We start from the raw sequence: 25,464 nt of genomic DNA, 5'->3' as shown, positions 1-25,464 counted from the left end.
CGAGGCGGGCGCCGTGCGCAGTGGCCCGTCACCTCGTTCCCACGCAACGTACGCGTGCCGCCGCCGAGCCGGGCGCAGAAGAGCCGTCCGAGCAGCGCCCCGAGGGAAGACCCCACCCACCACCGGCAGCGCGCATCCATGCCGGCGGCGCGCTGAGCGCAGAGGCTGCCCTGCACGGGAATCATCAGGGCTCGCCGCGCGTCATTCGCACGTACGTCGCGCGCAGCCTCCCACGTACGTCGCGCGGAGCCTCCCAGGAACTTTCGGGCGCCTGACCCGTCAGCAGGTACAATGCTGCGACGTTTCCCCTTCGAGGGCCCCCGCGGGGGGCGCCCGGAGCGCTGAGCACCGTGAGCGACTCTCGCACGAAGCAACTGGACCGCATTCGCAGCGCCGCGCTCGCGGTTGAGCTGAGGCTCCGGTTCGGGCGCGCGCTGCGCGCGCTGCCGAGCGCGCTGACCCTCGCGCTCGCGCTCGCCGCCGGGACGCTCGCGGTGCACAAGGCGCTCCCGGCGTACCTCGGCGAGCCGCGCGCGCGCCAGCTCCTCCTCGGCGCGGGGTTGCTCGTGCTGGCCACCCTCGTCGTGGCGATGCTGCGCCGCTTGCCTCCCCGCGCCGGCACCATTGCCCTCGATCGGCACCACGGCCTCCACGACCGGCTGACGATCGCGCTCGCCTTCGACGCGCTGCCCGCAGCGCAGCGCACCCCCCTGATGGAAGCGGCGATCGACGACGCCTGCGAGCACGCTGCAGGGCTGCGCCCCGCCGGCGCCGCGCCGCTCGCGCTCCCTCGCGAGCTGTGGACCTCCGCCGCGGTCGGCCTCGGCGTGCTCGCGGTGGCGCTGCTGGAGGTGCGCACCCCGCGGAAGCAGGCGCCCGTCGCGGCGACCATCGACGCGCTCACCATGTCGCCCGACGACATCGAGCTCTTCAAGGACGCGGCGAAGGCGCTCGATCGACAGGACCAGAGCCCGGAGATGAAGTCCGCGGTCGAGCGGTTCAACCAGCTCATCGAGGACATCGCCAACAAGCGCCTCGATCGCACCGAGGCGTTCCGCCGCATGGAGGCGCTCGAGCGAGAGCTCCTCAAGGGCGCGGAGGCCGACCTGAAGGCGCTCGAGGAGGCGCTGAAGGAGACGGGGCTCGACCTCAAGAAGAGCGACCTGGCGAAGGGCGTGGGGGAGTCCCTCGAGAAGAAGGATCTCGAGAAGGCGAAGAAGGACCTGAAGGAGCTCGCCGAGAAGCTCCGCGACAAGAAGCAGAAGTTCGACAAGGCCGAGATCGAGCGGCTGCGCAAGGCGCTCGCCGAGGCGGCGTCGCGCCGCAAGGAGGCCCTCGCCGCGATCAACGAGAAGCGCGCCGAGGCGCGCGAGCAGCTCCTCAAGCAGAAGCAGAAGGCCTCCGCGAACGATCGGCAGCGATCCGAGCAGGAGAGGCTGCTCAAGAAGAAGGAGCGCGAGCTGGAGCGGCTCGACCGCGAGGCCGAGCAGAAGGAGCGGACCGGGCGCCAGCTCGACCGGCTCGATCGCGAGCTCGCCAAGGCCGCCGAGGATCTGATGCGCGACCTCGGGATGTCAGCGGACGATCTCGAGCAGGCGGCCGAGGACATCAACCGGATGCAGCAGGAGGAGATGTCCGAGCAGGAGAAGGAAGAGCTGCGCCAGCGGCTCGAGGAGCTCCGGGAGCTCGTGCGCCAGCAAGGGCAGGGGGGCAAGCAGCGGATGGCCAGGATGCTCCGCTTCGGAAAGCGCGCGCGCGGCAGCCAGGGCGGCGGCGAGGAGCAGCAGGGGCAGGGCCAGCAGGGGCAGGGCGACGGCGAGCAGCAAGGGCAGGAGGGCCAGCAAGGCCAGGGCGGTCAGGGCAAGGGCGGGCAAGGCCAGGGGCAGGAGCTGGTGATCGGGCCCGGCGGCAAGAAGATCCTGATGCCCGGCGGCGGGCAGGGGCAGGGGCAGGAGGGGCCGGGGAGCGGCCAGGGCAACAGCAACGGCGGCAACCAGCCCGGGGGCGACGGCGTCGGCTCCGGCCGTGGCGGCGAGATCGCGGGCAAGCGCACCGACCCGAAGATGGGGACCCAGGACGTCCAGGCGCAGGGGCTCGACACGCAGCAAGGGCCCTCGAACAGCGAGGTGATCCTCAGCGCGGCCGAGCGGGGGTTCAAGGGGACCGGCTACAAGAAGGTCTTCACCGACTATCACACGGTCGCAGAGCAGCAGATCAACAAGGACCAGATCCCTGATGGATACCGGTTCTACGTGAACCGGTATTTCCAGCTCATCAGGCCGCGCGAGTGAGTCGAGCCGGCGGCTCGAACGCGACCGCGCCTCACCAGGCGCCCCGCGACAGCGGGCGCGAAGCAGGAAGTCATGGCCGAGAAGACGAAGGAAGCAGCGCGGGCCGAGGTGGACGAGTTCCGCGCGAGCATCGGAGAGCTGCGCGAGGAGGTGGGGAAGGTCATCGTCGGCAACCGTGAGGTGGTCGACGGCGTGCTGACGTGCATGCTCGCGGGCTCGCACGCGCTGCTCGAGGGCGTGCCGGGGCTCGGCAAGACGATGCTCGTCCGCACCATGGCCGAGGCGCTCGAGCTCCAGTTCTCGCGCATCCAGTTCACGCCCGACATGATGCCCGCGGACATCATCGGCACCACGGTCATCGACGAGAACGCCGGCGGGCAGCGGTCGTTCTCGTTCCGCAAGGGGCCGATCTTCGCGAACATCGTCCTCGCCGACGAGATCAACCGGGCCACGCCGAAGACGCAGAGCGCGCTCCTCGAGGCCATGCAGGAGCACCGGGTCACGGTCTCGCGGCAGAGCTACACGCTGGAAGAGCCGTTCTTTGTCCTGGCGACGCAGAACCCCCTCGAGAGCGAGGGGACGTACCCGCTGCCCGAGGCGCAGCTCGATCGGTTCTTCTTCAAGCTGCACGTGCCGTTCCCCAGCCGCGACGAGCTGAACTCGATCCTCGAGCGGACGACCGGCACCGATGCGATCGAGGTGCGGCCGGTCCTGAACAAGGAGCGGATCATCGCCATGCAGCGGCTCGTCCGCGAGGTGCCCGTGGCGAAGCACGTCCAGGACTACGCGGTGCGGCTCCTCCAGGCCACCCACCCCGCCGAGGGAGGCAGCCTCGACGAGGTGAAGCGGTTCGTGAAGTTCGGCGGGTCGCCGCGCGGGGCGCAGGCGCTGCTGCTCGCCGCGAAGATCCGCGCCCTCTTCGAGGGGCGGTTCGCGGCGTCGGTCGACGACGTGCGCGCGTGCGCGCTCCCCGCCCTCCGGCACCGCGTGCTGCTCAACTTCGAGGGCGAGGCGGAGGGCGTGAAGACCGACGAGGTGCTGCAGGCGATCCTCAAGCACCTTCCGGAGAGCAAATGAGGCGCCGTCGAAGGTAGCATGGGGCTCTTCGACGCGTTCAAGAGGGCCGCCGCGCCGCTGCGCCGCTTCTCCGCGCTCTCCGCGAGCGCCCCCGACGAGGAGCTCTTCGACGACGAGTTCCAGCGCAAGCTCGACTACCTCGCGATGGTGAGCCGCCGCGTCTTCTCGGGGGCGATGCGCGCGGAGCGGCGAACCAAGAAGACCGGCTCCGGGGTCGAGTTCGCCGACCACCGCGACTACGCGCCCGGCGACGATTTCCGTTACCTCGACTGGGCCGCGTACCAGCGCTTCGACCGGCTCCTCATCCGGCTCTACGAGGAGGAGGAAGACCTCTCGATCTACTTCATCCTCGACACCTCGGCGTCGATGGCGTTCGGCGACGGCGAGAAGCTGCGGCACGCAAAGCGCCTCGCCGCAGCGCTGGCGTACGTGGGGCTCGCCAACCTCGACCGCATCGCGATCGTCACCGCGACCGACGAGATCAGCGGGCGCATGCAGTCGACCCGCGGCAAGGCGCGCATCTTCAGGATCTTCCGCTTCCTCGGGCAGGCGCGCGCCGAGGGCCCGACCGACCTCGGCGAGGCGATGAAGACCTTCGTGGCGCAGCACAAGCGGCGCGGCCTCGCCGTGATCCTCAGCGATCTCTATGATCCGGCGGGCTTCGAGCGCGGCATCAACGTCCTCCGGTACAACCGGTTCGAGCCGTTCGTGCTCCACGTCGTCGACGCGCGCGAGGCCCGGCCCGCGCTGCGCGGGGACGTGCGCGTCTACGACTGCGAGACCGGCGACGAGCGCGAGGTCACGGTGACCCCCAAGGTGCTCGAGCGCTACGCCGAGGCCTACGAGCAGTACCTCGACGAGATCCGCCGCTTCTGCACGTCGCGGCAGGTGAGCTACTTCCGCGCGGACGTGTCCGTCCCCTTCGATGAGCTGATCCTTCGCGTGTTCCGCAGAGGCGGCTTCCTCCGGTAGCGATGCTGCACTTCACCGGCGTTCCGCTGCAGACACTGCTCCAGATCGGCGCCCTCGCCGGGGCCGTGGTCGTCGTGTTCTACATCCTCAAGCTGCGCCGGCGGCCCGTCGCGGTCCCCTTCTCGAGGATCTGGGAGCGCATCCTCCGGGACAAGGAGGCGACGAGCCTGTTCTCGCAGCTGAAGCGGCTCCTGTCGCTGCTGCTGCAGCTCGCGCTCCTCGCGCTGCTCCTGCTCGCGCTGGGGGATCCGCGCCCGCAGGCGAACCTCGTCGAGGGGCGCAACATCGTCGTCCTCATCGACGCGAGCGCGAGCATGCAGGCCATCGACGTCGCGCCCTCGCGCATCGAGCTCGCGAAGGAAGAGGTCAGGAAGATGGTCCGCGGCCTCTCCGGCAGCGACCGCATGCTGCTGGCCCAGATGGACGCGGCCGTCACGCCCCTGTCGACGCTCACCGGAGAGATCTCGGAGCTCGAGGCGGCCGTCGCGGCGGTGAGGCCGACCGACGCCACGGCCGACTTCGCGCGCGCGCTCCGCTTCGCGAGCGACACCCTGAGCGGGCTCCCGTCGCCGGAGGTCATCGTCGTGAGCGACGGCGCGCTCGGCGAGCCGACCGACGCCGGCGGGCAGGTGCGCCTCGGCGACATCAAGCTCTCGTACCTGCCGATCGGCAAGGGATCGAGGAACGCTGCCATCACCGAGTTCTCGGTGCGGCGCTACCCGCTCGACAAGAGCCGCTACGAGGTGATGCTCGAGGTCACCAACACGAGCGACGAGCCCCTCGATCTCGAGCTGTCGCTGCTCGGCGACGGCCAGCTCACGGATCTGACGCGCATCCGGCTCAAGCCCAGGGAGAAGCTGCCCCGCTTCTACCCGAACCTCTCCGGCGCGTCGAAGACGCTCGAGGCGAAGCTCGCGCTGGCCGACGGCAGCTCGGACGACCTCCCCGCGGACAACCGCGCCTACGCGCTCCTCCCCGAGCGGCGCCGCGCGCGCGTGCAGGTCGTCTCCGCGGGGAACATGTTCCTCGAGGCGGCGCTGCTCCTCGACGAGTACCTCGACGTGACCTTCGTCGATCCGCAGCGGTACCCGGCGGCCTCCTCGTTCGACGTGACCATCTTCGACGGCGTGGCGCCGAGCGTCGCGCCGGGGAGCGGGAGCCTGCTCTACCTCAACCCGACAGGGACCAGCGTCCCGTTCGAGGTGGGCAAGGAGGTCCTGGACGACGACCCGAACTACCGCCTGGGCTTCGACGAGCTCGACGCGAAGCACCCGCTCCTGCGCTACACGGCGCTCAGCGACGTGAACGTCGCGCGCGCCCACGTGCTCAAGGGCAACAAGGAAGACAGGGTCGTCGGCCGGAGCTACAAGGGCCCGCTGCTGCTCGAGGGGCGGCGCAGCGGCGTGAAATTCGTCGCGCTCGGCTTCGACGTTCGCGAGAGCGATTTTCCGCTCCGCATCGCCTGGCCGCTCTTCCTGCTGAACGCGATCAACAACTTCGTCGAGGAGGACACGAGCTACATCTCCTCGTTCCGCACGGGCTCCGTCTGGCACATCCCGGCGTCCTCGTCCGCGGAGGTGGCCAGCCTGGAGCAGCCCGACGGGACGACGCGCGCGGTCCCCGTCCAGGAGGGGCGCGCCGTGTTCCTCGGGCAGCACGCTGGCTTCTACACGCTGCGCGTCGGCGCCGCGGGCGCGCAGGAGGAGAGCATGTTCGCCGCGAATCTCTCGGCGCCGGAGGAGAGCGCGATCGCCCCGGCCGCCGAGCTCAAGGTCGACGGCCGCGGCGCGGGCGCGGTGAGCGAGTTCAAGATCGGCGTTCGCCGTGAGCTCTGGGTCTACCTGCTCGCGGCGGTGCTCCTCGTGACCGCGATCGAGTGGTTCACGTACCACAGGAGGGTGACGGTGTGAGCGCGTTCCGTGGTCGCAGGCTGCGCATCGCCGCGTGGGCCATCACATGCGCCGCCCTCGGCGGGATCCTGTTCTGGGCGTACCGGAGGTATGTCCTCCTGCACCCGGATCCGACGCTGACGTGGGTGCGCGAGGGGGTGACGTACGAGCTCCTCAACCCGAAGATGCTCGGCGCGATCCTGCTCGCGCCCTGGTTCGTCGGGGTCCTCGCGGGATCCCTCGCCGACCTCCCCCTGCCGCAGCGCGTGCTCTCGGTGCTGCTGCGGGTCGCGTTCGTCGCGCTGATCGCGCTCGGGCTGTCGCGGCTCGCGAGGTCTGCGACCACGGAGAAGGTCGCCACCATCTACCTCATCGACGTCTCCGAGTCGGTCACGGACGAGGCGCTCGACGACGCGCGAGCGACGCTCGACAAGGCGTTCGCCGAGAAGCCCGAGGACGGCGTCATCAAGGTGATCACCTTCGCGCGGCGGCCGCGGCTCGCCGAGCGCGCGGCCGGCGGGGCGGCCGGTCGCGAGGAGGAGCGGCGCGCGCCGCCCATCGGCCGCCACGTCGACGCGAACGGGCAGCGCGGCGATCTCGGCGCGGGCTCGAACCTCCAGGCCGCGCTGCAGCTCGCGTACGGGCTGTATCCGCCTGGCTACCTCAAGCGCGCCGTGCTGATGTCGGACGGCGTGCAGACGGACGGCGACGTGCTCGCCGAGGCCAACCGGGCGCGCGACGTCGGGGTGCGGCTGTTCTCCATCCCGTACCGGCGGCCCGCGCCGCCCGAGGTCGCGGTGCGAGAGCTCAGGATGCCCGACCGGGTCAAGGTCGGGGAGACGTTCGAGATCCACGCCGACATCTACGCCAGCCGCGCCACCAAGGCGCGCGCGCGGCTCTTCCAGGGGGAGGCGCTGAACGGCCTCGAGGGCATCCGGGACCTCGAGCTCAAGGCAGGGCCGAACGACGTCGTGTTCAAGAGCGTCGTGCGCATCGCGGGGCAGGTGACCTACGCGCTCGAGCTCGACCAGATCGCGGACGACAAGTTCAAGGAGAACAACCGGTACGCGACCACCATCGACGTGCCAGGGCGCCCGTCGGTGCTCTACGTCGAGGGGACGCCGCAGCACGCCGGCCCGCTCTCGAGCGCGCTCACCGCGCAGCAGTTCGACGTCGACGTCAGGCCGCCTGCAGGCTTCCCCGGCTCCCTCAAGGAGATGGAGCGCTACGACTTCCTGATCGTGTCCGATACCCCGAAGGAAGCGCTCAGCCTGCAGGGGCAGGAGATCATCGAGAGCTACGTGCGGGATCTCGGCGGGGGGTTCCTCTTCGCCGGCGGCGAGTCGGGGTACGGCCTCGGCGGCTGGTACCGCACCACCATCGAGCGGATCCTGCCGGTGCGGATGGACAACGAGCGAAAGAAGGACATGCCGAGCGTCGCGATGGCGCTCGTCATGGACCGCTCGGGATCGATGACCGGGCTGCCCCTCGAGATGGCCAAGGCCGCGGCGAAGGCGACCGCCGGGGTGCTGTCGTCGGACGATCTGATCGAGGTGATCGCGTTCGACTCGGCGCCGACCCGCTACGTGAAGATGCAGCCCGCGCGCAACCGCTCCCGGATCGCCGGCGAGATCGCGCGCATCCAGCCGGGCGGCGGGACCGAGATCTTCTCCGCGCTCGACGCCGCCTACCAGGACATGACCGTCACGCAGGCGCGCAAGAAGCACGTCATCCTCCTCACGGACGGCAAGGCGTCGACGGGCGGCATCCGGGACCTCGTGTCCGCCATGATCGCCGAGTCGATCACCGTGACCACGGTGGGGCTCGGGAACGATCTCGACGAGCAGCTGCTCAAGATGATCGCCGACGTGGGCGGGGGGCGCTTCCACGCGGTCCCGGATCCGAACAACCTGCCGCGGATCTTCACCAAGGAGACCGAGATGGTGGCGCGCGCCGCCGCCGTCGAGGAGTGGTTTCCGGTGACCCAGGTCGGCGACGCGGCGTTCCTCCGCGGCGTCGACGTCCGCACGGCGCCCAACCTGCACGGCTATGTCTCGACCAAGCTGAAGCCGCCGCCAGCCCAGGAGCTGCTCACGAGCGACACCGAGGAGCCGATCCTCGCGCGCTGGCGCGTCGGCCTCGGGTGGACGCTGGCCTGGACGACCGACGTCAAGGCGCGCTGGGCCGTCGAGTGGCTGAGGTGGCCAGGCTTCGAGAAATTCTGGGGGCAGCTCGTCCACGAGCACATGCGCCAGAAGCACCGGCGCGAGCTCGACATGAAGGCCGAGATCGTCGACGGCGAGCTGCGCGCGTCCGTCGACGCGTTCGGGGCCGACGACCGCTTCGAGAACAACCTGACCTCCCGGCTCACCCTCATCGGGCCCGAGCCGGGCGGCGCGACGCGGGTCGTCGACATGCGTCAGACCGCGCCGGGGCGCTACGAGACGGCGCTTGCGCTGGATCGGTACGGCTCGTTCCTCTTGCGGGCGGAGCACCTGCGCGAGGCCGAGGACGGCTCGCTCCGGCCCGTCGCCGTCAGCTACGGCCACGTCTCGAACCCGTACCCCCGCGAGTACGCGAGCTTCGAGCCCGAGCTCGCGATCCTCGAGAAGGCCGCGACGTCGACGGGCGGGGCGGTCGATCCGAACGGCGTGGCGGCCATCTTCGACCCGGCAGGGGAGAAGGTGACGTTCCACGAGGAGCTCTGGCAGCAGTTCATCTACGCTGCGATGGTCGTGTTCCTGCTCGATCTGTTCGTCCGCCGGGTGCGGCTCTTCGACCGGAAGTTCGTCGCGCGCCGGGGCCGAGGGGTGGGGGGCCGGCGCCTCCCGGCCACATGACGGCTCATGGCAAAGCGGAGCCCCTTGTGACGGCCGATCCCCCGTTTCTCCCCGGTGCCGCGCCGAGCGCCGGTGCGCGTCCGTCAGGTTGTCCCCGACTCCGCTGCGTGGAACGCTGTGCTCCAGCCCGCTGGCCTGCACCATTTCGCGACGCGGAAGGGCCGTCTTGGGCTAGTTTCCCCTTATAGACCGGTGGTAGAGGAGCCCTGGAAAGCAGCGAAGGACGTGAATGCGCTCGAGGCCTCCACCTCTCGGCCTCCCGTGGGTCGTCCGCTCATCATCAGCGGCGATCCGCTCGCTTCGCTCCGTGGACGAGGCACCGCGGTCTCCTCCACCGCCGCCCTCGGCCGGCTGCTCCGCGAGTCGCCGCGGGCGATCGCTGAGCTTCACGAGCAGGAGATCGCGCTGGGGATCGACGTGGTCCGGGCGCTCACGTCCGCGACGACGACGCGCGCCCTGGCGCCCATCGGCATGGCGTTCCGCGCCGCCGCGCTGACCGGAACCGCGGTCGAGCTCGCTACGGAGGCGGCGGGCGCGGCCGCGCGCCGCGTGGCGGTGGCGGGTATCCTGGGCCACACTGCTGCCGCGCCCATGGCCGACCGGATCGCGGAGGATTACGCCGTCCATGCGGCCAGGCTGGCGGCGGCAGGCTGCGAGATCCTCGTCGCGTGCGGCTTCGATCCAGTCCAGGCAGCGAGCGTGGGCCCCACGGTCGCGCGGCTCGCGCGCCGCGCGGCGGTGGTCAGCGCCAGCACGACGCAGCTGGCGACGTGGGCGTTCGTGGAGCTCGACGGCGCAGGGCGCACCGCCGATGGCGAGGGGTTCGAGGAGGTCGCCCGGTCGGCCCTCGACAGCGGCGCGGACGCGTTGCTCTTCGAGGTGCCGTCGGCCGAGCTCGGGCTCAACGTGCTCCGGCGCCTCGAGGGCGTCGCGCACGAGGTTCAGGTCGGCGTGCTGCTCGGCGCGGAATCTGTGCAGGCGGACGGCGCCGAACGCATCGCGCCCGCCGAGATCTGCGATGCTTGGGCGGTGTCGGCGGCGCGGCTCATCGAGGCGGGCGCGCGAATGCTCGGGGGAGGGACGGGGACAACGCTGGCGCACCTGGGGGCGCTGGCGAAGATGCTCCGTACGACGCAGCGCGCGCCCCTTCTCAGGCGCGCGCTCTAAGCGAGAACGAAACCCAACCGGAAACGTGATGATGGCCGATGCAAGCCACGGGAGTGAGTCGAAGTCTCAATCGCTGGAGACGTTCGACGATCTGCTGTTTCCCTTCCACGAAGCTACGAAGCCAGAGGACCTTCACCGGATCGGCGCCGAGGCGGAGAAGTTCGGGGTCGACGCCAGGACGGGCGCTACCCTCCCGTACGAGGGCGAGCGGAGCGTCCTCACCGTGCTCCAGGCGCTCGTCGAGCGGCACGGGTGGACACCCGAGCACGAGACCCCCGGCGGTCCGCTGATCGCGCTCGCCCGGGCTGGCGCCTCGGTGACCCTCGAGCCTGGCGGGCAGCTCGAGCTGTCCGGAGCGCCCCTCGAGAACATCCACCAGATCTGTATGGAGATGAGCGGGCACCTCGCGGAGCTGCGCGACATCTCCGCCGAGCTCAAGCTGACCTGGCTCGGCATCGGGTTCCACCCCTTCGCGTCGCAAGCCGATCTCTCCTGGGTGCCCAAGGCGCGCTACGCGGTCATGCGGCGCTACCTGCCGACGCGCGGCGCGCACGGCCTCGACATGATGCGCCGCACCGCCACCGTGCAGGCGAACTTCGACTACGCCAGCGAGGAGGCGGCGATGCGCGCGCTCCGCGTGTCGCTCCGGCTCTCCCCGCTCGTGACAGCGATCTTCGCCAACTCCCCGTTCTACGAGGGGGCGCTGTTCGGCGGGCGGAGCTACCGCGCCAAGGTCTGGCTCGACGTCGACGCCGCGCGGCAGGGGCTGATCCGCAACGTGCTCGAGCGCGGGCGCCGCTTCTCGGACTACGTCGCGTGGGCGGTCGACGCGCCGATGTTCCTCTTCAAGCGCGACGGCGAGGTGATCGAGAACACGGGGCAGACCTTCCGCGACTTCCTGCAGCACGGCTTCGAGGGGCACCGGGCCACCCGCGGCGACTGGGAGATGCACCTCAACACCCTCTTCCCGGAGGTCAGGCTGAAGCGGACCCTCGAGGTCCGCGGCGCGGACTCGCTGCCGGCCAACCTCGTCTGCGCGCTCCCGGCGCTCTGGGCGGGCATCCTCTACGACGCGCGCGCGCTCGACGAGGCCGACGCCCTGTCCGAGAGCTTCAGGTTCGACGAGCTCGAGGCCGTGCGCCCGAAGATCGTCGAGCGCGCGCTCCGCGCCACGTTCCGTGGCAAGCCGCTCGCGGCGCTGGCCGAGCGGCTCGTCTCGATCGCCTCGGGCGGCCTCGAGCGGCGCGCGCGCCTGAACAAGAATGGCAAGGACGAGCGCGTCCACCTCGATCGGCTCAGCGCGCTCATCGCCAAGGGGCAATCCCCGGCCGATGCTCTCGTCGATGGACTCAGCAACGACGACCCGGACCTGCGAAGCAAGATCCTCGAACGTGCGAGGATCTAGCCGCGGCTCGTCGCCGAGGAGGCGCGGGGCGGCGGGCGCACCGGGGGGAGGACGTCGACCGGCATGACGCTCGTCTACCTCCTGGGCACCTTGCTCCTGGTGCTCCTCAACGCGTTCTTCGTCGCGTCCGAGTTCGCCATTGTCAAGATGCGGCCGACGCGGCTGGAGCAGCTCGTGCGCGAGGGGGACGCGCGGGCGCGGCTCGCGCTGCAGATGTCGCAGCGGCTCGACGCGTACCTGTCCGCCAACCAGCTGGGCATCACGCTCGCGTCCCTCGGGCTCGGCTGGATCGGCGAGCCGGCCATCGCCCAGCTCATCGAGCCGTTGCTCGCGCCGCTCGACGCCTGGTCGGGGATCGGCGCGCACGCCATCTCCATCGGCATCGCGTTCATCCTGATCACGTCGCTCCACACCGTGATCGGCGAGCTCGCCCCGAAGTCGCTCGCGATCCAGCGGACCGAGAAAGTTACGCTCTGGGCGGCGCGGCCGCTGCACGGGTTCTTCGTCCTGATGTGGCCGGTCATCTGGGTGCTCAACTCGATGGCGAACGGGTTCGTCCGGCTCTTCGGGCTCCGGCCTGTGGGCGAGGAGGAGATCGCGCACACGTCGGAGGAGCTCCGGCTGCTCTTGACCAAGAGCCCCGCGGGGCTCGATCCGGCGCTGCGCAGCATGCTCGTGCGCATCTTCGACCTGCGCCGGCGCACGGCGAGGCACGTGATGTCGCTCCGCTCCGACGCGGCGACCCTGCGCGCGAACATGACGATCGACGAGGCGGTGCGGATCGTGGCCGACGCCGGGTACTCCCGGTACCCGGTGCTCGACGAGCAGGGCAAGAACGTGCTCGGCTACCTGCACCTGCGCGACCTGTTCGACGTGCTGAGCCAGCGCCGCCGCGCGTCGCGCGTCGCCGAGCTGCTCCGCAAGCCGATCTTCGCGCGCGAGAACACCTCGGTCGAGCGCCTCCGCCTCGAGATGCAGGCGCGCCAGGTGCCGGTGGCGATCATCACGTCGGCCTCGGGCGAGTTCATGGGGCTCGTGACGATGGAGGACCTCATCGAGGAGATCGTCGGCGAGATCCGCGACGAGAACGACGAGGAGGTGCCGCCCATCCACCGCCGCGGCGGCGGCATCGTCGACGTCGACGGCCGCGTCCTGCTGACCGACCTGGAGCGCGACGCGCACATCGTGCTGCTGCCCGAGGTGAAGACCGTCGAGACGGTCGGCGGCTACATGCTCGGCCGGCTCGAGCACCCACCCGAGGCGGGCGAGCGCGTCGAGTGCGAGGGCTACACGCTCGTGGCGATGGACGTCGCCGGCCGGCGGGTACGGCGCGTCCGCATCGTCCCGACCGACGCGGCCGGGGGCGAGCGGTCATGACGAGCGCGGCTCCCCGCTCCGCGGAGCCGCGCGCCGGCGCCGTCCGTCAGGGGCGCCGCCTCCGAACGTACGCGGCGAGGCGCGCATCCTGGAATCCGTCGCCCCGGGGACGAGCGGCGCGCGGATCCAGGTACAAACTTCGGCGGACCGGTACTACCCTGGCTTCGTAAGTGGAAACGCTTGCAACTCGGATCTTGCGCGATGGCCCGGTGAACGAGCTCGACGCCGTCGGCTGGGCCATTCGTCTTGCGAAGCGGATCGAGGCGCTTCACGCCCTCGGCGTCGCGCACGGCGCGATCTCGCCGGAGTGCGTGCTCACGACCGCGGTCGATCGCACCTCGAAGGCGATCCTGGCCGACCTGCGCCAGACGCCGAGCCGCATCGCCTACCAGTCGCCCGAGCGGGTCGGGGGCGGGACGCTCTCGGCCGGCGACGACGTGTGGGCCATCGCGGCGACGCTCTACGAGGTGCTGACCGGGGCGAGCGCCTTCGGCGGCGGGAGCGACGCCGAGACGCGGCAACGGATCTCGAGCTCCTCGCCGGCGCCGCTCGCCGTCTTCGACGTGGGCGACGACGATCTCCAGCGGGTCCTCGACGATGCGTTCCAGCGCGATCGCTCCGCGCGCACGACGAACGCCGCCGCGTTCCGGCGCGCTCTCGAGGAGTGGCACCCCGATCCCGCGGTGCGCACGCTGCTCCCGCTCGACGACGAGGACGCGACGAACGACGAGGACGACGACGAGGTGCGCACGCTGATGCGGGTCTCGCCGTTCAGCTCGAGCCAGCTCGACGAGGTCATCGCGCAGCGCGCGGCGGCAGCGGCCGCGGGTCAACCGGCGCCGCCCCTCCCGGCCGAGCGCGCGCGGCCCCCGGCGGCGCAACCCGGCGCGCCGGCCCCCAGGCTGGGCGCCGCCCCGATCCCCAGGGCGCCCGCCGCGGCTCCGGCCGCGCAAGGGCGCGCCCCGGTCGCGCGAGCGCGCGTTCCTGGCGTGGGGGCGGTCCCGGTGACCCAGACGTCCGGCGACGCCCGCGAGGGCTCGGAGCCCAGGATGGCCACGCGGGAGGCGACGCCCCTGAACCTCCGCGGGCCCGCTGGGTCAGCGGCCGCAGCGCCTGCGCGCTCCGGAGGAGCGGCGCCCGCCGCGCTCCGCGCGCCCGACGCGGGGCGGCCCGCGCCAGGCGCCGCGCCGCCGGCTGGAGGGCCTCGAGAGCCGCCCGCGGTCGGGGCGCCGGCGCCGGCGTTCCCTGGGCGCGAGCGCCCGGACGCGGAGCCCGAAGCTGTCGCGAGGCCTCGGCCCCGGAGCGGCGAGCTACCTTTCCTCGGCGATCTCGACGGGGAGATGCTCGACGAGCCCACGCTCGATGCGCCCACGGTCGTCGACGACCGCGACGACCGCGACGACGATGACGACGACGTCCCCACGCGGACGCGGGAGGCTCCCACGCCGGTCGTTCCGGCCCCGGTCGACGCGACGCCGACGCTCGGCGCGCCCCTGGCGCTCGCCGATGCGGCGGCGACAGGTCGCTCCGCTGCGGCGCCGCTCGAACGAGCCGCGGGGGCGCCCGCGGCCGCGTCGTCCACGAGGGCCGACGCGGTCGGGCCGAGCGCCGCCGCGGCCGGCGCGCTCAGCCCGTCGCAGCAAGCCTCGGCGGCCACGCGCGGCGCCGTCGCCGCGCAGCAGAGCGCGGCGCCCGCTCGGAGCGCAGCGCAGGGCTCAGCCGCGCCGGCGCCGTCGCCCCTCGGCGCTGCCGACGGTTTCGGCCTGATCACCGACGCGCCGCCTGACCGCTCGGGGCGGCTCGGGATCATCATCGCGGTGGCCGTGGCGCTGCTCCTGGCGGGGGGGGCGATGCTGTTCGCCGCGCAGCTCGGCCTGCTGGGGGCCGCGCCCACCACCGCGCCCGGCAGGGGGGCGGTCGAGCCGGTCCCCGCGCTGGCCGTCGCGTCGATCGTGGCCCGCTCGCGGCCGGAGCGCTTCCTTGTGGAAGCTCTGGATCTGCGCGTCGAAGCCGCCCATGTCCACGCGCAGGAGCGTCTCGGGCCGGAGGCCTGAGCGGCGCGCGACGGCCTCGGTCCGCTCGGGGAACGGCGAGATCCACACCATCCTGCCGCCCGGCGCGAGCGCGCGCGCGGCGCCCTCGACGAAGCGCTCGAGCATGGCGTCGAGATCTCCCGTGCGCTCGACGCGCCGCCCGAGGGGCGGGTTCGTCAGGATCAGCGTGGGCGCCTCGCCCGGGGGCGGCGCGCCGCCCGCGTCGCGCTGGAGGAGCTCCGCGCCCCGCGCGCCCGCGGCGTCGAGGTTCTCGCGCGCGATCTGCAGGGCTCGAGGATCGCGATCCGAGCCCACGAGCCGCCGGTACGGTCCGAGCAGGGCGCGCTCGCAGAGCTCGAGGCCCGAGCCGACGAACGGATCCCAGACGACGTCGTCGCCGCGCGCCCCCGCGATGCGCGCGAGCGCGGCCGCGATCGTCGGGTGCGACGCCGCGGGCACGTCGCCCCGGCGGTACGCGAACCGTGGGTCGGGCAGGCGCGGCGCGAGCTCGACCCGCACCCGGCCCGCGCCCTCGTAGACGACCACGTCCCACGTGCTCTGGGTCGGATCGTTCACGAGCTCCGGGGCCTCCGCCTCCACGGCGGCCGCGGCGCGGAACACCGCTGCCCGGCGCTTGCCGCCGCCGGCCCAGTCGATGCGGTAACGGATCGCGCCCTGGGTGAAGCGGCGCAGGATCTCGCGCGCCTCCCGCGAGAGCAGCCGCTCCGCGACCGCCGCGGCGAGGTCGGCGCCCTGGTCGAGCTTCCGCAGCGGCAGCGGGAACGCGAACGACAGCATCGTGCGCGCCCCGAACAGGGCGTCGAGGCGGCCGCTCAGCACCGCCTCGACCCGCGCGCCGCCGCACGGATCGCTCCGGAGCTCGGGGACGAGCGCCCCGCCGGGAGAGCCCGCGTCGAGCGCCGCGAGCTCCTCGGCGAGGATCGCCTCGAGGCCGCGCCGGCAGCGCACCGCCACCCGGAGGGGGCGCTCCGGCGCGCGATCGCCGGCGATCTCGGACGGCTCGCCGCGCGTGAGGGTCCTCCTGGCCAGGAGCTCGGCGCGCGCGCGCACGCCGGCGATGTCGTCGCCGTCGAGCTCGGCCAGCGCCTCGAGCGCGGCGCCGCCGCCGACCTTGCCGAGCGCGTCGATCAGCGCGCGGCGGACGTCGGGCGAGCGCTCGCTGCGCGCCGCCTCGGCGAGCGCCTGCTCGACGAGCGATCGCCCGGCGTCCGCCGCGCGCGGCTTGCCGAGCGCCACCGCCGCCATGCGGCGCGTGCGGCGATCGTCGTCGCCGAGGCAGGCGAGCAGGTGGTCGCGCGCCCGCTCCGAGACCTCGGGATCGATCGGCCCCGCGGCCATCAGCTTGCCGACGAGCCGGGTGAGCGGCGCGCGCAGCGCGGGCGGCGCGCCGGCCGCGCGCTCGAGCGCGGCGGGCAGCGCCGCAGCGCCAGCGCGCCGCAGCGCCCGCTCCGCCAGCTCGGCGGGCTCGTCGGCCGTCTCGAGCAGATCCATCAGGGCGGCGAAGTGGCGGCGGCCCGGCGTGAAGCCCGGATCGGAGAGGGCGCGCCGGAGGTCGGGGTCGAGCGGGGCGGGGGGGGTCATCGTGGCTTGTAACTCCGCGTTTCTATGTGGATCCCGCGGTCACGGCGGACCGGGATCTCGGGGGACGCCTGCGCCGCTCTCCGAGCGCGCTCGACTTTCGCGACAAGCGCGGCGTTCCAGCAAGCTCTTTCGGCGCCGGGGCTCTCGGCGCTCTCGTTTTCGGTCGCCGGGTCGCTAGAGTCTCAATCATGCCGGATCTGAGCCAGGTCATCCCGAGGACGGCGTTCCCGCACGACGTGCTTCGGGCGGCCCTGGACGCGCTCGAGGCGGGGCGGCGGGTGGTGCTCGCCTCGGTGGTGGCGCGGCACGGCTCGGCGCCGTCGACGCCGGGGCAGAAGCTCTGCCTCTTCGACGATCTCACCGCGATCGGCACGATCGGCGGCGGCGCCGTCGAGCGGGCGGCGCTCGGCATCATGGGGCGCGCGCTCGACGAGCTCGCCAGCGCGCCGAAGCTCGAGACGTTCCGCCTGGGCCCGACGCTGGGCATGTGCTGCGGCGGCTCGGTCGAGGTCCTCATCGAGCCGATGCTGCCCGCCGTGCACGTCCTCGTGATCGGCGCCGGGCACGTGGGCGCGTTCGCCGCGCCGCTCCTCGCGTCGCTGGGCTTCCGCGTGACCCTCTGCGACGCGCGCGCCGCCGCCGCCGACCCCGCCCGCGTGCCGGCGGCGGCGCCGCTCGCCCGCGCGCCGTCGGCGTACGACGAGGCGCCGCGGGATCTCGCGCCGGCGCCCGGGGAGCAGGTGCGGCTCGTGCTCGCCGAGCACGACGACCCGGAGGTGCTGACGGGCCTGCCGAGGGAGCTCGGCGAGGCGGCGGCGCTCGTGATGACGCACGACCACGCCCTCGATCAGGAGGCGCTCGCGTGGGCGCTCGCGCGCGGCTTCGGGTACGTGGGCGGCGTCGGGAGCCGCGCGAAGGCCGCGCGCACGCGCGCGCGGCTCGAGGCGAAGGGGGTGCCGGAGGGCGACGTCGCGCGGGTCAGGATGCCGGTCGGGCTCGACATCGGGGCGCGCACGCCGGCCGAGATCGGCGTCGCCATGGCCGCGGAGCTCGTCGCGTGGCGCGCGGGGCGGCAGCGCGCTCGATGGTCATCGGCCGGCACGACGTCCGCCGGAGAGGAGCAGGCTGGATGAATCGAGTGACCACGATCGTGCTCGCCGCGGGCGCGGGCAAGCGGCTCGGGGGGCCGAAGGCGCTCCTGGCCTGGCCGTCATCGACGAAGGGCGGGGCCGAGCGGCCCCTGGCGATCGCGCACGCGGAGGCTCGCCTCTCGGCCGAGAGCGCGCGGGTGCTGGTGGTGGTGCGCAGCTCCGTCTTTCACGCGCTGCTGGCCCATGTGCAGCCGGGCATCGACCTGGTCTCGTGGTCCGCGCCGGACGATCTCGGGCCGGCGGGCTCGCTGGCCGTCGCCGCGCCGCGCATCGGCGACGCCGACGCCGTCATCGTGACGCCGGTCGACGTGCCCCCCGCGCGCGCCGCGACGGTGGCGCGGCTGCTCGCCCGCCTCGAGGCGGGCGCCTCCTCGACGACGCCGCCGCTCGCGGTGCGGCCGCGGCACCTCGGCCGCGGCGGGCACCCGGTGGTGCTGCGCACCGAGGCGCTCCAGCGTTACCTGGAGGCCGATCCTCCGCCGCTCCGGGATCACCTGAGGGCGCTCGGCGACAGGTGCGTCGACGAGGAGGTGGACGATCCAGGGGTGCTGCACGACCTGAATGTCCCGGTCGATGTTATCCGCGTGCTCGGCGGCCCGCCGCGCTTTCTCGCCTGAAGGCGGCCCGCGATCGTCCCCCTGCGCGGATCACGCCGCGCGGCGCGCTCGTGTCGACGCGTCCCGGGGGACCGGGCTATCGTCGGTGAGGAGGAGCATACGAATGGCGACGAGCCCTCCAGCGTCAGCGAGCACCGTGGGGAGCAGCGTGCCCCGTACGGACGGCCCTCCCAAGGTCACGGGGGCGTCGCGCTACGTCGACGACATCCCGGCGATGCCGGGGGAGATCTTCGGGCGCACCGTGCGGAGCCCCGTGCCCCGCGGGATTTTGCGGGGAGTGCGGCTCGACCCCGCGTTCGACTGGAGCGACGTCACCGTCGTGCTCGCCGAGGATGTCCCGGTCAACGTGGTCGCGCTGATCCTGGACGATCAGCCGATCCTCGCGACCGGAAAGGTCAACCACGCCTACGAGCCGATCGTCCTGCTCGGCTGCGCGGACCGGCTGAAGCTCGCGCGGGCGGTCCAGGCCGTCGCGCTCGACATCGATCCGCTGCCGCCGGTGCTCGACGCGCGCGCCGCGCTCGATGGCGGGGAGATCATCTGGGGCGCCGACAACGTCATCAAGCGGTACCTCATCACGAACGGGCGCGCCGACGCCGCGCGGGAGCGCGGTGAGGCGAGCGAGGCCGCGATCGACGCGGCGCTCGCGCGCTGCGAGGTGGTCCTCACCGGGACGTACGCCTCGCACCACCAGGAGCAGCTCTACATCGAGCCGCAGGGGGTCATCGCCTGGTGGGACGAGGCCGGCGCGCACGCGACGGGCTCGATCCAGTGCCCGTTCTACATCCACAAGGCGTTCCTGAAGGCGTTCGGGCTCCCTCCCGATCGGATCCACATCACCCAGTCGGTGACGGGGGGCGGCTTCGGGGGCAAGGAGGAGTACCCGTCGATCATCGCGCTCCACGCGGCGCTGCTCGCGAGGAAGAGCGGCCGCCCGGTGCGCATGATCTACGACCGGACGGAGGACATCGAAGCGACGACGAAGCGCCACCCGGCGTCCTGCGAGATCACGAGCGGCTGCGATCGCGATGGCGCGCTGCGCGCGCTGAAGATCCGGATCCTCATGGACGGCGGCGCGTACGCGACGCTGACGCAGGTGGTCCTGTCGCGCGGCGCCCTCCACGCCGCGGGCGCCTACCGCTGGGACGACGTGTGGATCGAGGCGACCGCCGTCGCCACGAACACGCCCCCGAACGGCGCCTTCCGCGGCTTCGGCGCGCCGCAGACGATCTGGGCGATCGAGCGGCACCTCGACCGCGTCGCGCGGGAGCTCGGCTGCGATCCGCTCGAGCTGAAGGCGAAGAACGTGCTTCGCCCCGGCGACTCGACCGCGACGGGGCAGGTGCTCCGCGTGAGCGTCGCGGGCGAGGAGTGCATCACGCGGGCGATCGCGGCGAGCGGTTACCGGCAGAAGCGCGCGGCCGGGCCGGTCGTCCGCGGGCGCGTGGCGCGCGGGATCGGGCTCTCGGTGTTCATGCACGGCGCGGGCTTCACCGGGTCGGGGGAGCGCTACTACAAGGGAAAGGTCGCGCTGGATCTCGCGCCCGGCGGGCGGCTCCGCATCCGCACGGCGTCGACGGACATCGGCCAGGGGACGGAGACGGTGTTCCGGCAGATCGCCGCGGACGCGGCGGGGCTGCCGCTCGATCGGGTCGAGTTCGCGGTGCCGTGCACGACGACGGTGCCCGACTCGGGCCCCACGGTGGCGTCGCGTACGGTGATGGTGGTCGGCTCGATCGTCGAGGCCGCAGCGCGGGATCTGGCGAGCCGCGTGCGCGCGGAGCAGGCGTCGGCGCAGGAGCCCCGCGTCGCCGGGGAGGGCGGCGCGGGCGCCGCGGCGGGGCCGTCGGCGCTGAGCTTCGAGGAGGCGGCCGACCGGCTGCTGGCGCGCGAGGGCCAGGTGACGTCGCTCAAGCAGTACGAGCCGCCCGGCTACGTGCGCTGGGACGACGAGGCGTACAAGGGAGACGCGTACCCGTGCTTCGGCTGGGCGTGCGACGTCGCCGAGGTCGAGGTGGACCTCGACACCTTCGAGGTGACGGTCGTCGACTTCTGGTCGGCCACCGACGTGGGCAAGGCGATCCACCCGGTGATGTGCACGGGGCAGATCGAGGGCGGCAGCCTCCAGGCGATCGGCTGGGCGCTCTCCGAGGAGATCGTCTGGCAGGGCGGCAAGATCAGGAACCCGCGGATGACCAACTACATCATCCCGACGTCGCTCGACGCGCCGCCGTTCCACGTCGTCCTGGTCGAGGAGCCGTTCCCGTTCGGTCCGGGCGGCGGGGCCAAGGGCATCGGCGAGATGCCGATGGACGGCGCCGCGCCCGCGATCGCCGCGGCGGTGGAGCATGCGACGGGGATCGCCGCGCGCGCGCTGCCGCTCACGCCGGAGCGCCTGTTCGAGGCGGCGCGCGCCGCCGCAACGCCGCGGCAGGCGGCAGGGGGAGGGGATCGCGCATGAAGGTATCGCTCGTCGTCAACGGCTCGCCGCGCGAGGTCGATCTGCCGCCGCTCTCGCGGCTGCTCGACGCGCTCCGGGGGCCGCTCGGGCTCACGGGCACGAAGGAGGGGTGCGCGGAGGGCGAGTGCGGCGCGTGCACGGTGCTGCTCGACGGCGATCCCGTGAACGCGTGCCTCGTCGCGATCGGGCAGTGCGAGGGGCGGCACGTGACGACGGTCGAGGGGCTCGCCTGCGCCGGACACCTGTCGCCGCTGCAGCGCTGCTTCGTCGAGGAGGGGGGCGCGCAGTGCGGGATCTGCACGCCGGGCATGCTCCTCTCGGCGGAGGCGCTGCTCGCGCGGAGCCCGGATCCGTCGGAGCTCGAGGTGCGCGAGGCGCTCGCTGGCAACCTGTGCCGCTGCACCGGCTACCAGCGGATCGTCGAGAGCGTCCGCGCCGCCGCCGCGCTGCGCCGCGGCGGGGGAGGGGCGGCGCCGTGAGCCTCGCCGATCTGCGCCTGTTCGAGATGCGGCGCGCCGCCGGGCTCGGTCCGCTGTGCGAGATCGTGGCGGAGCGGGCCGCGCTCGGCGCGCCGGTCACGCTCCTGGCCGGCGGCACCGACTGGGTCGTCGAGCAGGAGCTCAGGCCTCCGCTCGAGGTCGCGGCAGGGAGCTCGGCGGCGCCGCTCGTCGTCGACGTGTCCCGGCTCCCGGAGCTGCGAGGCGTCTCGCTCTCCGGCGACACGCTCCGGGTCGGCGCCGCGACGACGTACCTGGAGATGCTCCGGAGCGACGCGATCGCCGCGCGGGCGCCGCTGCTCGCGCGGATGAGCCGCGACGTGGGCGCGGTGCAGATCCAGGCGCGCGGCACGCTCGGCGGCAACCTGGCCACGGCGTCGCCGGCCGCCGACGGCGTGGCCGCGCTCGCCGCCTACGACGCGACCGTCGTGGTGCAGAGCGTCCGCGGGGAGCGGCGCATCGCGATGAGCGCCCTGCAGACGGGCTACAAGCGCACGTCGCGCGCGCCGGACGAGGTGATCGTCGCCGTGGAGATCGCGCTGCCGGCGCCCGGGTCGCCCTGGTACTGGCGGAAGATCGGCGCGCGACGGGCGCAGGCGATCTCGAAGGTCGCGCTCGCGGGCGTGGCCGAGGTGCGATCCGGGCGCGCCGCGCGGCTCGGGCTGGGGATGGCGTCGGTCGCGCCGACGACGGCGCTCCTGCCGAGCGTGCGCGCGCTCTGCATGTCCCGTCCGCTCGCCGAGCTCACCGCGGCGGAGATCGACGCGGCCGTCGCGCAGGACATCTCGCCCATCGACGACGTGCGCTCGACGCGCGCCTACCGGGAGCACTGCGCTCGCGGGGTGGTGCGGGAGCTCCTTCGCCAGCTCGGCGCGCCGGTCTGATCATTCCATCCAGTCGAGCTGCGCGGCCTCGGCCCTCCGGCTGCGCCCGCCGGGGAATGCCGGCCGCTCGTACGACGGTGGCGGGAGCGGAGCCTCCGCGTCCATGTCGTGGCAGCGCGCGCATCGCCGCGGGGTGGTGGTGCCGGCCTGGAAGATGGTGACGCAGCCGCAGGCTGGACAGATCATGCCGATGTCGTAATTCATGAGCACTCCTCGACGACGAACGCTCCGGGGCGGTCCGAGCGGCGGGAAGATGCGCTGAAGAGGCGACGTGGTCGCGACGGCGCGGCAACATCGCGCGGAAGCCTCGGCCCTGCGGCGCAGCCCATCGGGGGCGCGTCGTCGACGAGACGCCCGCCTTCTTCCATTCCGAACGCGCTCCTGCGCCTTGAGAACGAGGCGGCCTCTCTCGGACCGGCGCAGACCTCCTGTGGCTGCGCGGACGGCGGTGCGCGCTCCTTGTCGTCTGCGCTGCCGTCTGGCGTGAGCGCACGTCGGCATGCGCTGTTCAAGGGCTACTCGATGTTGACTTTCATTTGTAGTAGGCCCCTGATGACCGTGAGTTCGACACGCCGCGAGCCCACCGAGCTCGCGATGCGGCGTGATTCGGTAGATTCGTAATACATATTACATGTCAACGCAGATCCGTCCTTTCCGGGCCCGTCTTGGGCTCGCTGTTCCCGTGCTTCTGATCACCGTGGCCGGGGTCGCTCATGCGCAGTCTCCTGAACCGAGCGCGGAGGCCCCGGGGGATCCAGCGATGCCGGGAGCGCCTCCGGGCACGGGAGCGCCGGCGGCGGGCCGGGACGCACCTGCACCGGCGCCGGCGGCGCCTCCCGGCGATGCGCCGGCGGCGCCTCCCGGCGATGCGCCGGCGGAGGACCAGGATGCTGCTGCGCCAGCGCCGGCGGCTGCTCCCGGCGATGCGCCGGCGGGGGACCAGGATGCAACTGCGCCAGCGCCGGCGGCTGCTCCCGGCGGTGCGCCGGCGGCGCCCCCCGCGCCGGCGGCGCACCCCGGCGGCGGGCCGGCAGCGAGCCAAGAAGGCGCTGCACCGGCGCCGGCGGCGCCTGCAGGCGATGCGCCGGTGGAGGTGACGGTCGCGGGCACGCGCGTGACGCGGACCGCGGGCTCTGCTCATGTGATCAAGAGCCGCCAGCTCGAGCGCTTCGAGCACGACGATCCCCACGCCGTGCTGGTCGGCGTTCCCGGCGTGTACGTGCGGGGCGAAGACGGGCTGGGCCTGCGGCCGAACATCGGTGTTCGCGGCGTCAACCCCGATCGCAGCAAGAAGGTCACGCTCATGGAGGATGGCGTCCCCATCTCTCCTGCGCCGTACTCCGCGCCAGCCGCTTATTACTTCCCGCTCATCACCCGCATGTCGAACGTGCGCGTGATCAAGGGGCCAGGGGCCATCGCCTATGGCCCGCAGACCGTGGGTGGCACCGTGGATCTCGTCACCCGCTCCGCCCCGTCGCTCGCGTCGGGCGCGCTCGATCTCGCCCTGGGCCAGTACGGCTACGGCAAGGCGCACGCCTATCTCGGGACGAGCGACGGGCAGATGGACTTCCTCGTCGAGGGCGTGCACCTGCGGAGCGACGGCTTCAAGGAGCTCCCGAGCGGCGCGGACACAGGGTTTTACCGCAACGAGGTGATGGTCAAGGGCAGTTACCTCGTCGACCCGGCCGCCCGCATCAAGAACGAGCTCCGCCTCAAGCTCACCTACTCGGAAGAGCTCTCCAACGAGACGTACCTCGGCATCACGGACGGGGATTTCGAGGAGAACCCGCTCCGCCGCTACGGGGTGAGCGGGCTCGACCGCATGCGCAACCACCGCACCGCGGTCGCCGTGACCCACGTGATCGAGCCGTCGCGCGACCTGTCGGTGACGACGACCGTGTACCGGAACGACTTCTCGCGCGTGTGGCGCAAGGTGAACGGCTTCCGCGGGGCCAACCTGTTCGACGTGCTCGCCGCCCCGGACACGCCGCAGAACGCGGTGTACTACGCCGTGCTGACCGGGCAGCTCGACAGCTCGACGCCGGGCGAGGCGCTGCTCATCGGCCCCAACGAGCGCGACTTCGTGTCGCAAGGCGTGGAGACCCGCGTCCGCTGGAACGTCGCCACGGGGCCCGTCTCGCACCGCGTCGAGTACGGCCTGCGCCTGCACCACGATCGGGTCGAGCGCCGCCACAGCGAGAACGGGTTTCTCGTGCTCGGGGGCGCGCTCGTGCCGGACGGCGGACCGACCATCGTGACCCAGTTCAACGAGGCATGGACCGAGGCGGTCGCGCTCCACGCGAGCGACGCGATCACCTGGAGAGCGCTCACGGTGACGCCGGGCGTCCGGGTCGAGCTCATGCGCTCTGCCCTCGTGGATCGCGCGGCGGGGCGCGAGCAAACGCGGCTCGCGCAGGCGCTCCTGCCCGGCGCCGGCGCCTACCTCGCGCTCACCGAGGCGCTCGGCCTCCTGGCCGGGGCCTACCGAGGATTCAGCCCCCCGGCCCCGGGGAGCGACGAACACGTCGAGCCCGAGCTCAGCGTGAACTACGAGGGCGGCGCTCGCTTCGCCGACGGGCCGCTGCGCGCGGAGATCATCGGCTACTTCAACGATTACTCGAACATCACGGATGTCTGCACGCTCTCCAGCGGCTGTCTCGACGCGGATCTCGACCGCCAGTACGACGCGGGCGAGGCCCGGATCTACGGAATCGAGGCGTATGCGGAGCACGAGGTCCCGCTCGGCCAGCTGAAGCTGCCGATCACCGCGGCCTACACGCTCACCCGGACCGAGTTCCTCTCGAGCTTCGCCTCGGACGACCCCATCTTCGGCCGCGTCGTGAAGGGGGACGAGATGCCCTATGTCCCGCGGCACCAGGCGAGCCTCTCGGTCGGGGTCGAGCACGAGCGCGCCGGCGTCGCCGTGGGCGCCACCTACATGTCCGCCATGCGGGAGAAGGCCGGCAGCGAGCCGATGTCCCGGGCGCTCGCCACCGACGAGCAGCTCCTCTTCGACGCGAGCGCCAGGGTGCGCGTCGTCGGGCCGCTCGTGCTCTACGCGAACGCGCGGAACGTCCTCGGCTCCCAGTACATCGTGTCGCGCCGGCCCTTCGGCGCCCGGCCGAACGCGCCGCGCTGGATCCAGATCGGGGCCAAGGCATCCTTCTAGAGCGGGGCGCCCGACGTGGACGCGCGTGTCGA

The 25,464-nt window shown here is 72.7% G+C and carries 16 protein-coding genes; 14 read left to right on the top strand and 2 right to left on the bottom strand.

Translation table 11 applies throughout. The features are described from left to right. The first annotated feature begins 350 nt into the window (after positions 1 to 350). From WMF27_RS29370 to WMF27_RS29335, 8 genes are all read left to right on the top strand, one after another. Positions 351 to 2,291, top strand: coding sequence for a hypothetical protein (locus WMF27_RS29370; RefSeq protein WP_437765562.1), 1,941 nt, complete (start codon positions 351 to 353; stop codon positions 2,289 to 2,291). Positions 2,292 to 2,363: 72 nt separating this feature from the next. After that, positions 2,364 to 3,368, top strand: a complete 1,005-nt coding sequence (locus WMF27_RS29365; RefSeq protein ID WP_012238534.1) for an AAA family ATPase — start codon at positions 2,364 to 2,366, stop codon at positions 3,366 to 3,368. An 18-nt stretch (positions 3,369 to 3,386) separates the two neighbouring features. Beyond that, positions 3,387 to 4,340, top strand: coding sequence for a DUF58 domain-containing protein (locus tag WMF27_RS29360; RefSeq protein ID WP_437765563.1), 954 nt, complete (start codon positions 3,387 to 3,389; stop codon positions 4,338 to 4,340). Positions 4,341 to 4,342: 2 nt separating this feature from the next. Further along, complete coding sequence (locus WMF27_RS29355) at positions 4,343 to 6,250, top strand: vWA domain-containing protein (RefSeq protein ID WP_437765564.1); 1,908 nt, start codon at positions 4,343 to 4,345, stop codon at positions 6,248 to 6,250. Continuing rightward, positions 6,247 to 9,069, top strand: a complete 2,823-nt coding sequence (locus WMF27_RS29350) for a VWA domain-containing protein (RefSeq protein ID WP_437765565.1) — start codon at positions 6,247 to 6,249, stop codon at positions 9,067 to 9,069. Before WMF27_RS29355 ends, WMF27_RS29350 begins: the two co-directional genes overlap by 4 nt. A gap of 117 nt (positions 9,070 to 9,186) precedes the next feature. Continuing rightward, complete coding sequence (locus WMF27_RS29345; RefSeq protein WP_437765566.1) at positions 9,187 to 10,236, top strand: homocysteine S-methyltransferase family protein; 1,050 nt, start codon at positions 9,187 to 9,189, stop codon at positions 10,234 to 10,236. 28 nt (positions 10,237 to 10,264) lie between these two features. Continuing rightward, a complete protein-coding gene (locus WMF27_RS29340) occupies positions 10,265 to 11,641 on the top strand; it encodes a glutamate--cysteine ligase (RefSeq protein WP_437765567.1) in 1,377 nt (458 codons plus the stop codon). 63 nt (positions 11,642 to 11,704) lie between these two features. After that, the gene (locus tag WMF27_RS29335) at positions 11,705 to 13,018 is read left to right on the top strand and encodes a hemolysin family protein (protein ID WP_437765568.1); all 1,314 of its coding nucleotides are present in this window, start codon (positions 11,705 to 11,707) and stop codon (positions 13,016 to 13,018) included. A gap of 1,715 nt (positions 13,019 to 14,733) precedes the next feature. Here the strand turns inward: WMF27_RS29335 and WMF27_RS29330 are convergent. Further along, positions 14,734 to 16,653 carry a HEAT repeat domain-containing protein gene (locus WMF27_RS29330; protein ID WP_437765569.1) on the bottom strand — a complete coding sequence of 640 codons (1,920 nt, stop codon included), beginning with the start codon at positions 16,651 to 16,653 and terminating at the stop codon, positions 14,734 to 14,736. Positions 16,654 to 16,841: 188 nt separating this feature from the next. Between WMF27_RS29330 and WMF27_RS29325 the strand changes: the two genes are divergently transcribed. The 5 genes from WMF27_RS29325 to WMF27_RS29305 all read left to right on the top strand — a co-directional run bounded on the left by WMF27_RS29325 (position 16,842) and on the right by WMF27_RS29305 (position 22,263). Beyond that, complete coding sequence (locus WMF27_RS29325) at positions 16,842 to 17,786, top strand: XdhC family protein (protein WP_437765570.1); 945 nt, start codon at positions 16,842 to 16,844, stop codon at positions 17,784 to 17,786. After that, positions 17,783 to 18,421, top strand: coding sequence for a nucleotidyltransferase family protein (locus tag WMF27_RS29320; RefSeq protein WP_437740289.1), 639 nt, complete (start codon positions 17,783 to 17,785; stop codon positions 18,419 to 18,421). Before WMF27_RS29325 ends, WMF27_RS29320 begins: the two co-directional genes overlap by 4 nt. A 103-nt stretch (positions 18,422 to 18,524) precedes the next feature. Beyond that, positions 18,525 to 20,882, top strand: a complete 2,358-nt coding sequence (locus WMF27_RS29315) for a xanthine dehydrogenase family protein molybdopterin-binding subunit (protein ID WP_437765571.1) — start codon at positions 18,525 to 18,527, stop codon at positions 20,880 to 20,882. Then, the gene (locus WMF27_RS29310; protein WP_012238522.1) at positions 20,879 to 21,361 is read left to right on the top strand and encodes a (2Fe-2S)-binding protein; all 483 of its coding nucleotides are present in this window, start codon (positions 20,879 to 20,881) and stop codon (positions 21,359 to 21,361) included. The genes WMF27_RS29315 and WMF27_RS29310 overlap by 4 nt, the downstream gene beginning before the upstream one ends. Further along, entirely contained in the window at positions 21,358 to 22,263 is a 906-nt protein-coding gene (locus WMF27_RS29305; protein WP_437765572.1) for an FAD binding domain-containing protein, read from the top strand. Before WMF27_RS29310 ends, WMF27_RS29305 begins: the two co-directional genes overlap by 4 nt. On the opposite strand, the gene WMF27_RS29300 is transcribed toward WMF27_RS29305, so the two are convergent. Then, on the bottom strand, positions 22,264 to 22,467 hold the full coding sequence (locus tag WMF27_RS29300) for a hypothetical protein (RefSeq protein ID WP_437765573.1): 204 nt from the start codon (positions 22,465 to 22,467) through the stop codon (positions 22,264 to 22,266). A 556-nt stretch (positions 22,468 to 23,023) separates the two neighbouring features. On the opposite strand from WMF27_RS29300, the gene WMF27_RS29295 reads away from it, so the two are divergent. Continuing rightward, positions 23,024 to 25,432: a TonB-dependent receptor family protein gene (locus tag WMF27_RS29295; protein WP_437765574.1), complete on the top strand. Its 2,409-nt coding sequence runs from the start codon at positions 23,024 to 23,026 to the stop codon at positions 25,430 to 25,432. Positions 25,433 to 25,464 lie beyond the last annotated feature (32 nt).

The organism is Sorangium sp. So ce281 (assembly GCF_051527395.1).
In the GTDB taxonomy this organism is placed as follows: Bacteria; Myxococcota_A; Polyangia; order Polyangiales; family Polyangiaceae; genus Sorangium; species Sorangium cellulosum_B.
Note: the sequence above shows the minus strand (reverse complement) of the source record. Positions and strands in the feature narration are given on the sequence as shown.

Excerpts from the sequence above, each read along its gene's own strand:
- WMF27_RS29310 (WP_012238522.1), top strand. The coding sequence starts at position 20,879 with ATGAAGGTATCGCTCGTCGTCAACGGCTCGCCGCGCGAGGTCGATCTG.
- WMF27_RS29365 (WP_012238534.1), top strand. The coding sequence starts at position 2,364 with ATGGCCGAGAAGACGAAGGAAGCAGCGCGGGCCGAGGTGGACGAGTTC.
- WMF27_RS29315 (WP_437765571.1), top strand. The coding sequence starts at position 18,525 with ATGGCGACGAGCCCTCCAGCGTCAGCGAGCACCGTGGGGAGCAGCGTG.
- WMF27_RS29300 (WP_437765573.1), bottom strand. The coding sequence starts at position 22,467 with ATGAATTACGACATCGGCATGATCTGTCCAGCCTGCGGCTGCGTCACC.
- WMF27_RS29360 (WP_437765563.1), top strand. The coding sequence starts at position 3,387 with ATGGGGCTCTTCGACGCGTTCAAGAGGGCCGCCGCGCCGCTGCGCCGC.
- WMF27_RS29295 (WP_437765574.1), top strand. The coding sequence starts at position 23,024 with ATGCCGGGAGCGCCTCCGGGCACGGGAGCGCCGGCGGCGGGCCGGGAC.
- WMF27_RS29325 (WP_437765570.1), top strand. The coding sequence starts at position 16,842 with ATGCCGGATCTGAGCCAGGTCATCCCGAGGACGGCGTTCCCGCACGAC.
- WMF27_RS29355 (WP_437765564.1), top strand. The coding sequence starts at position 4,343 with ATGCTGCACTTCACCGGCGTTCCGCTGCAGACACTGCTCCAGATCGGC.
- WMF27_RS29335 (WP_437765568.1), top strand. The coding sequence starts at position 11,705 with ATGACGCTCGTCTACCTCCTGGGCACCTTGCTCCTGGTGCTCCTCAAC.
- WMF27_RS29320 (WP_437740289.1), top strand. The coding sequence starts at position 17,783 with ATGAATCGAGTGACCACGATCGTGCTCGCCGCGGGCGCGGGCAAGCGG.
- WMF27_RS29330 (WP_437765569.1), bottom strand. The coding sequence starts at position 16,653 with ATGACCCCCCCCGCCCCGCTCGACCCCGACCTCCGGCGCGCCCTCTCC.
- WMF27_RS29340 (WP_437765567.1), top strand. The coding sequence starts at position 10,265 with ATGATGGCCGATGCAAGCCACGGGAGTGAGTCGAAGTCTCAATCGCTG.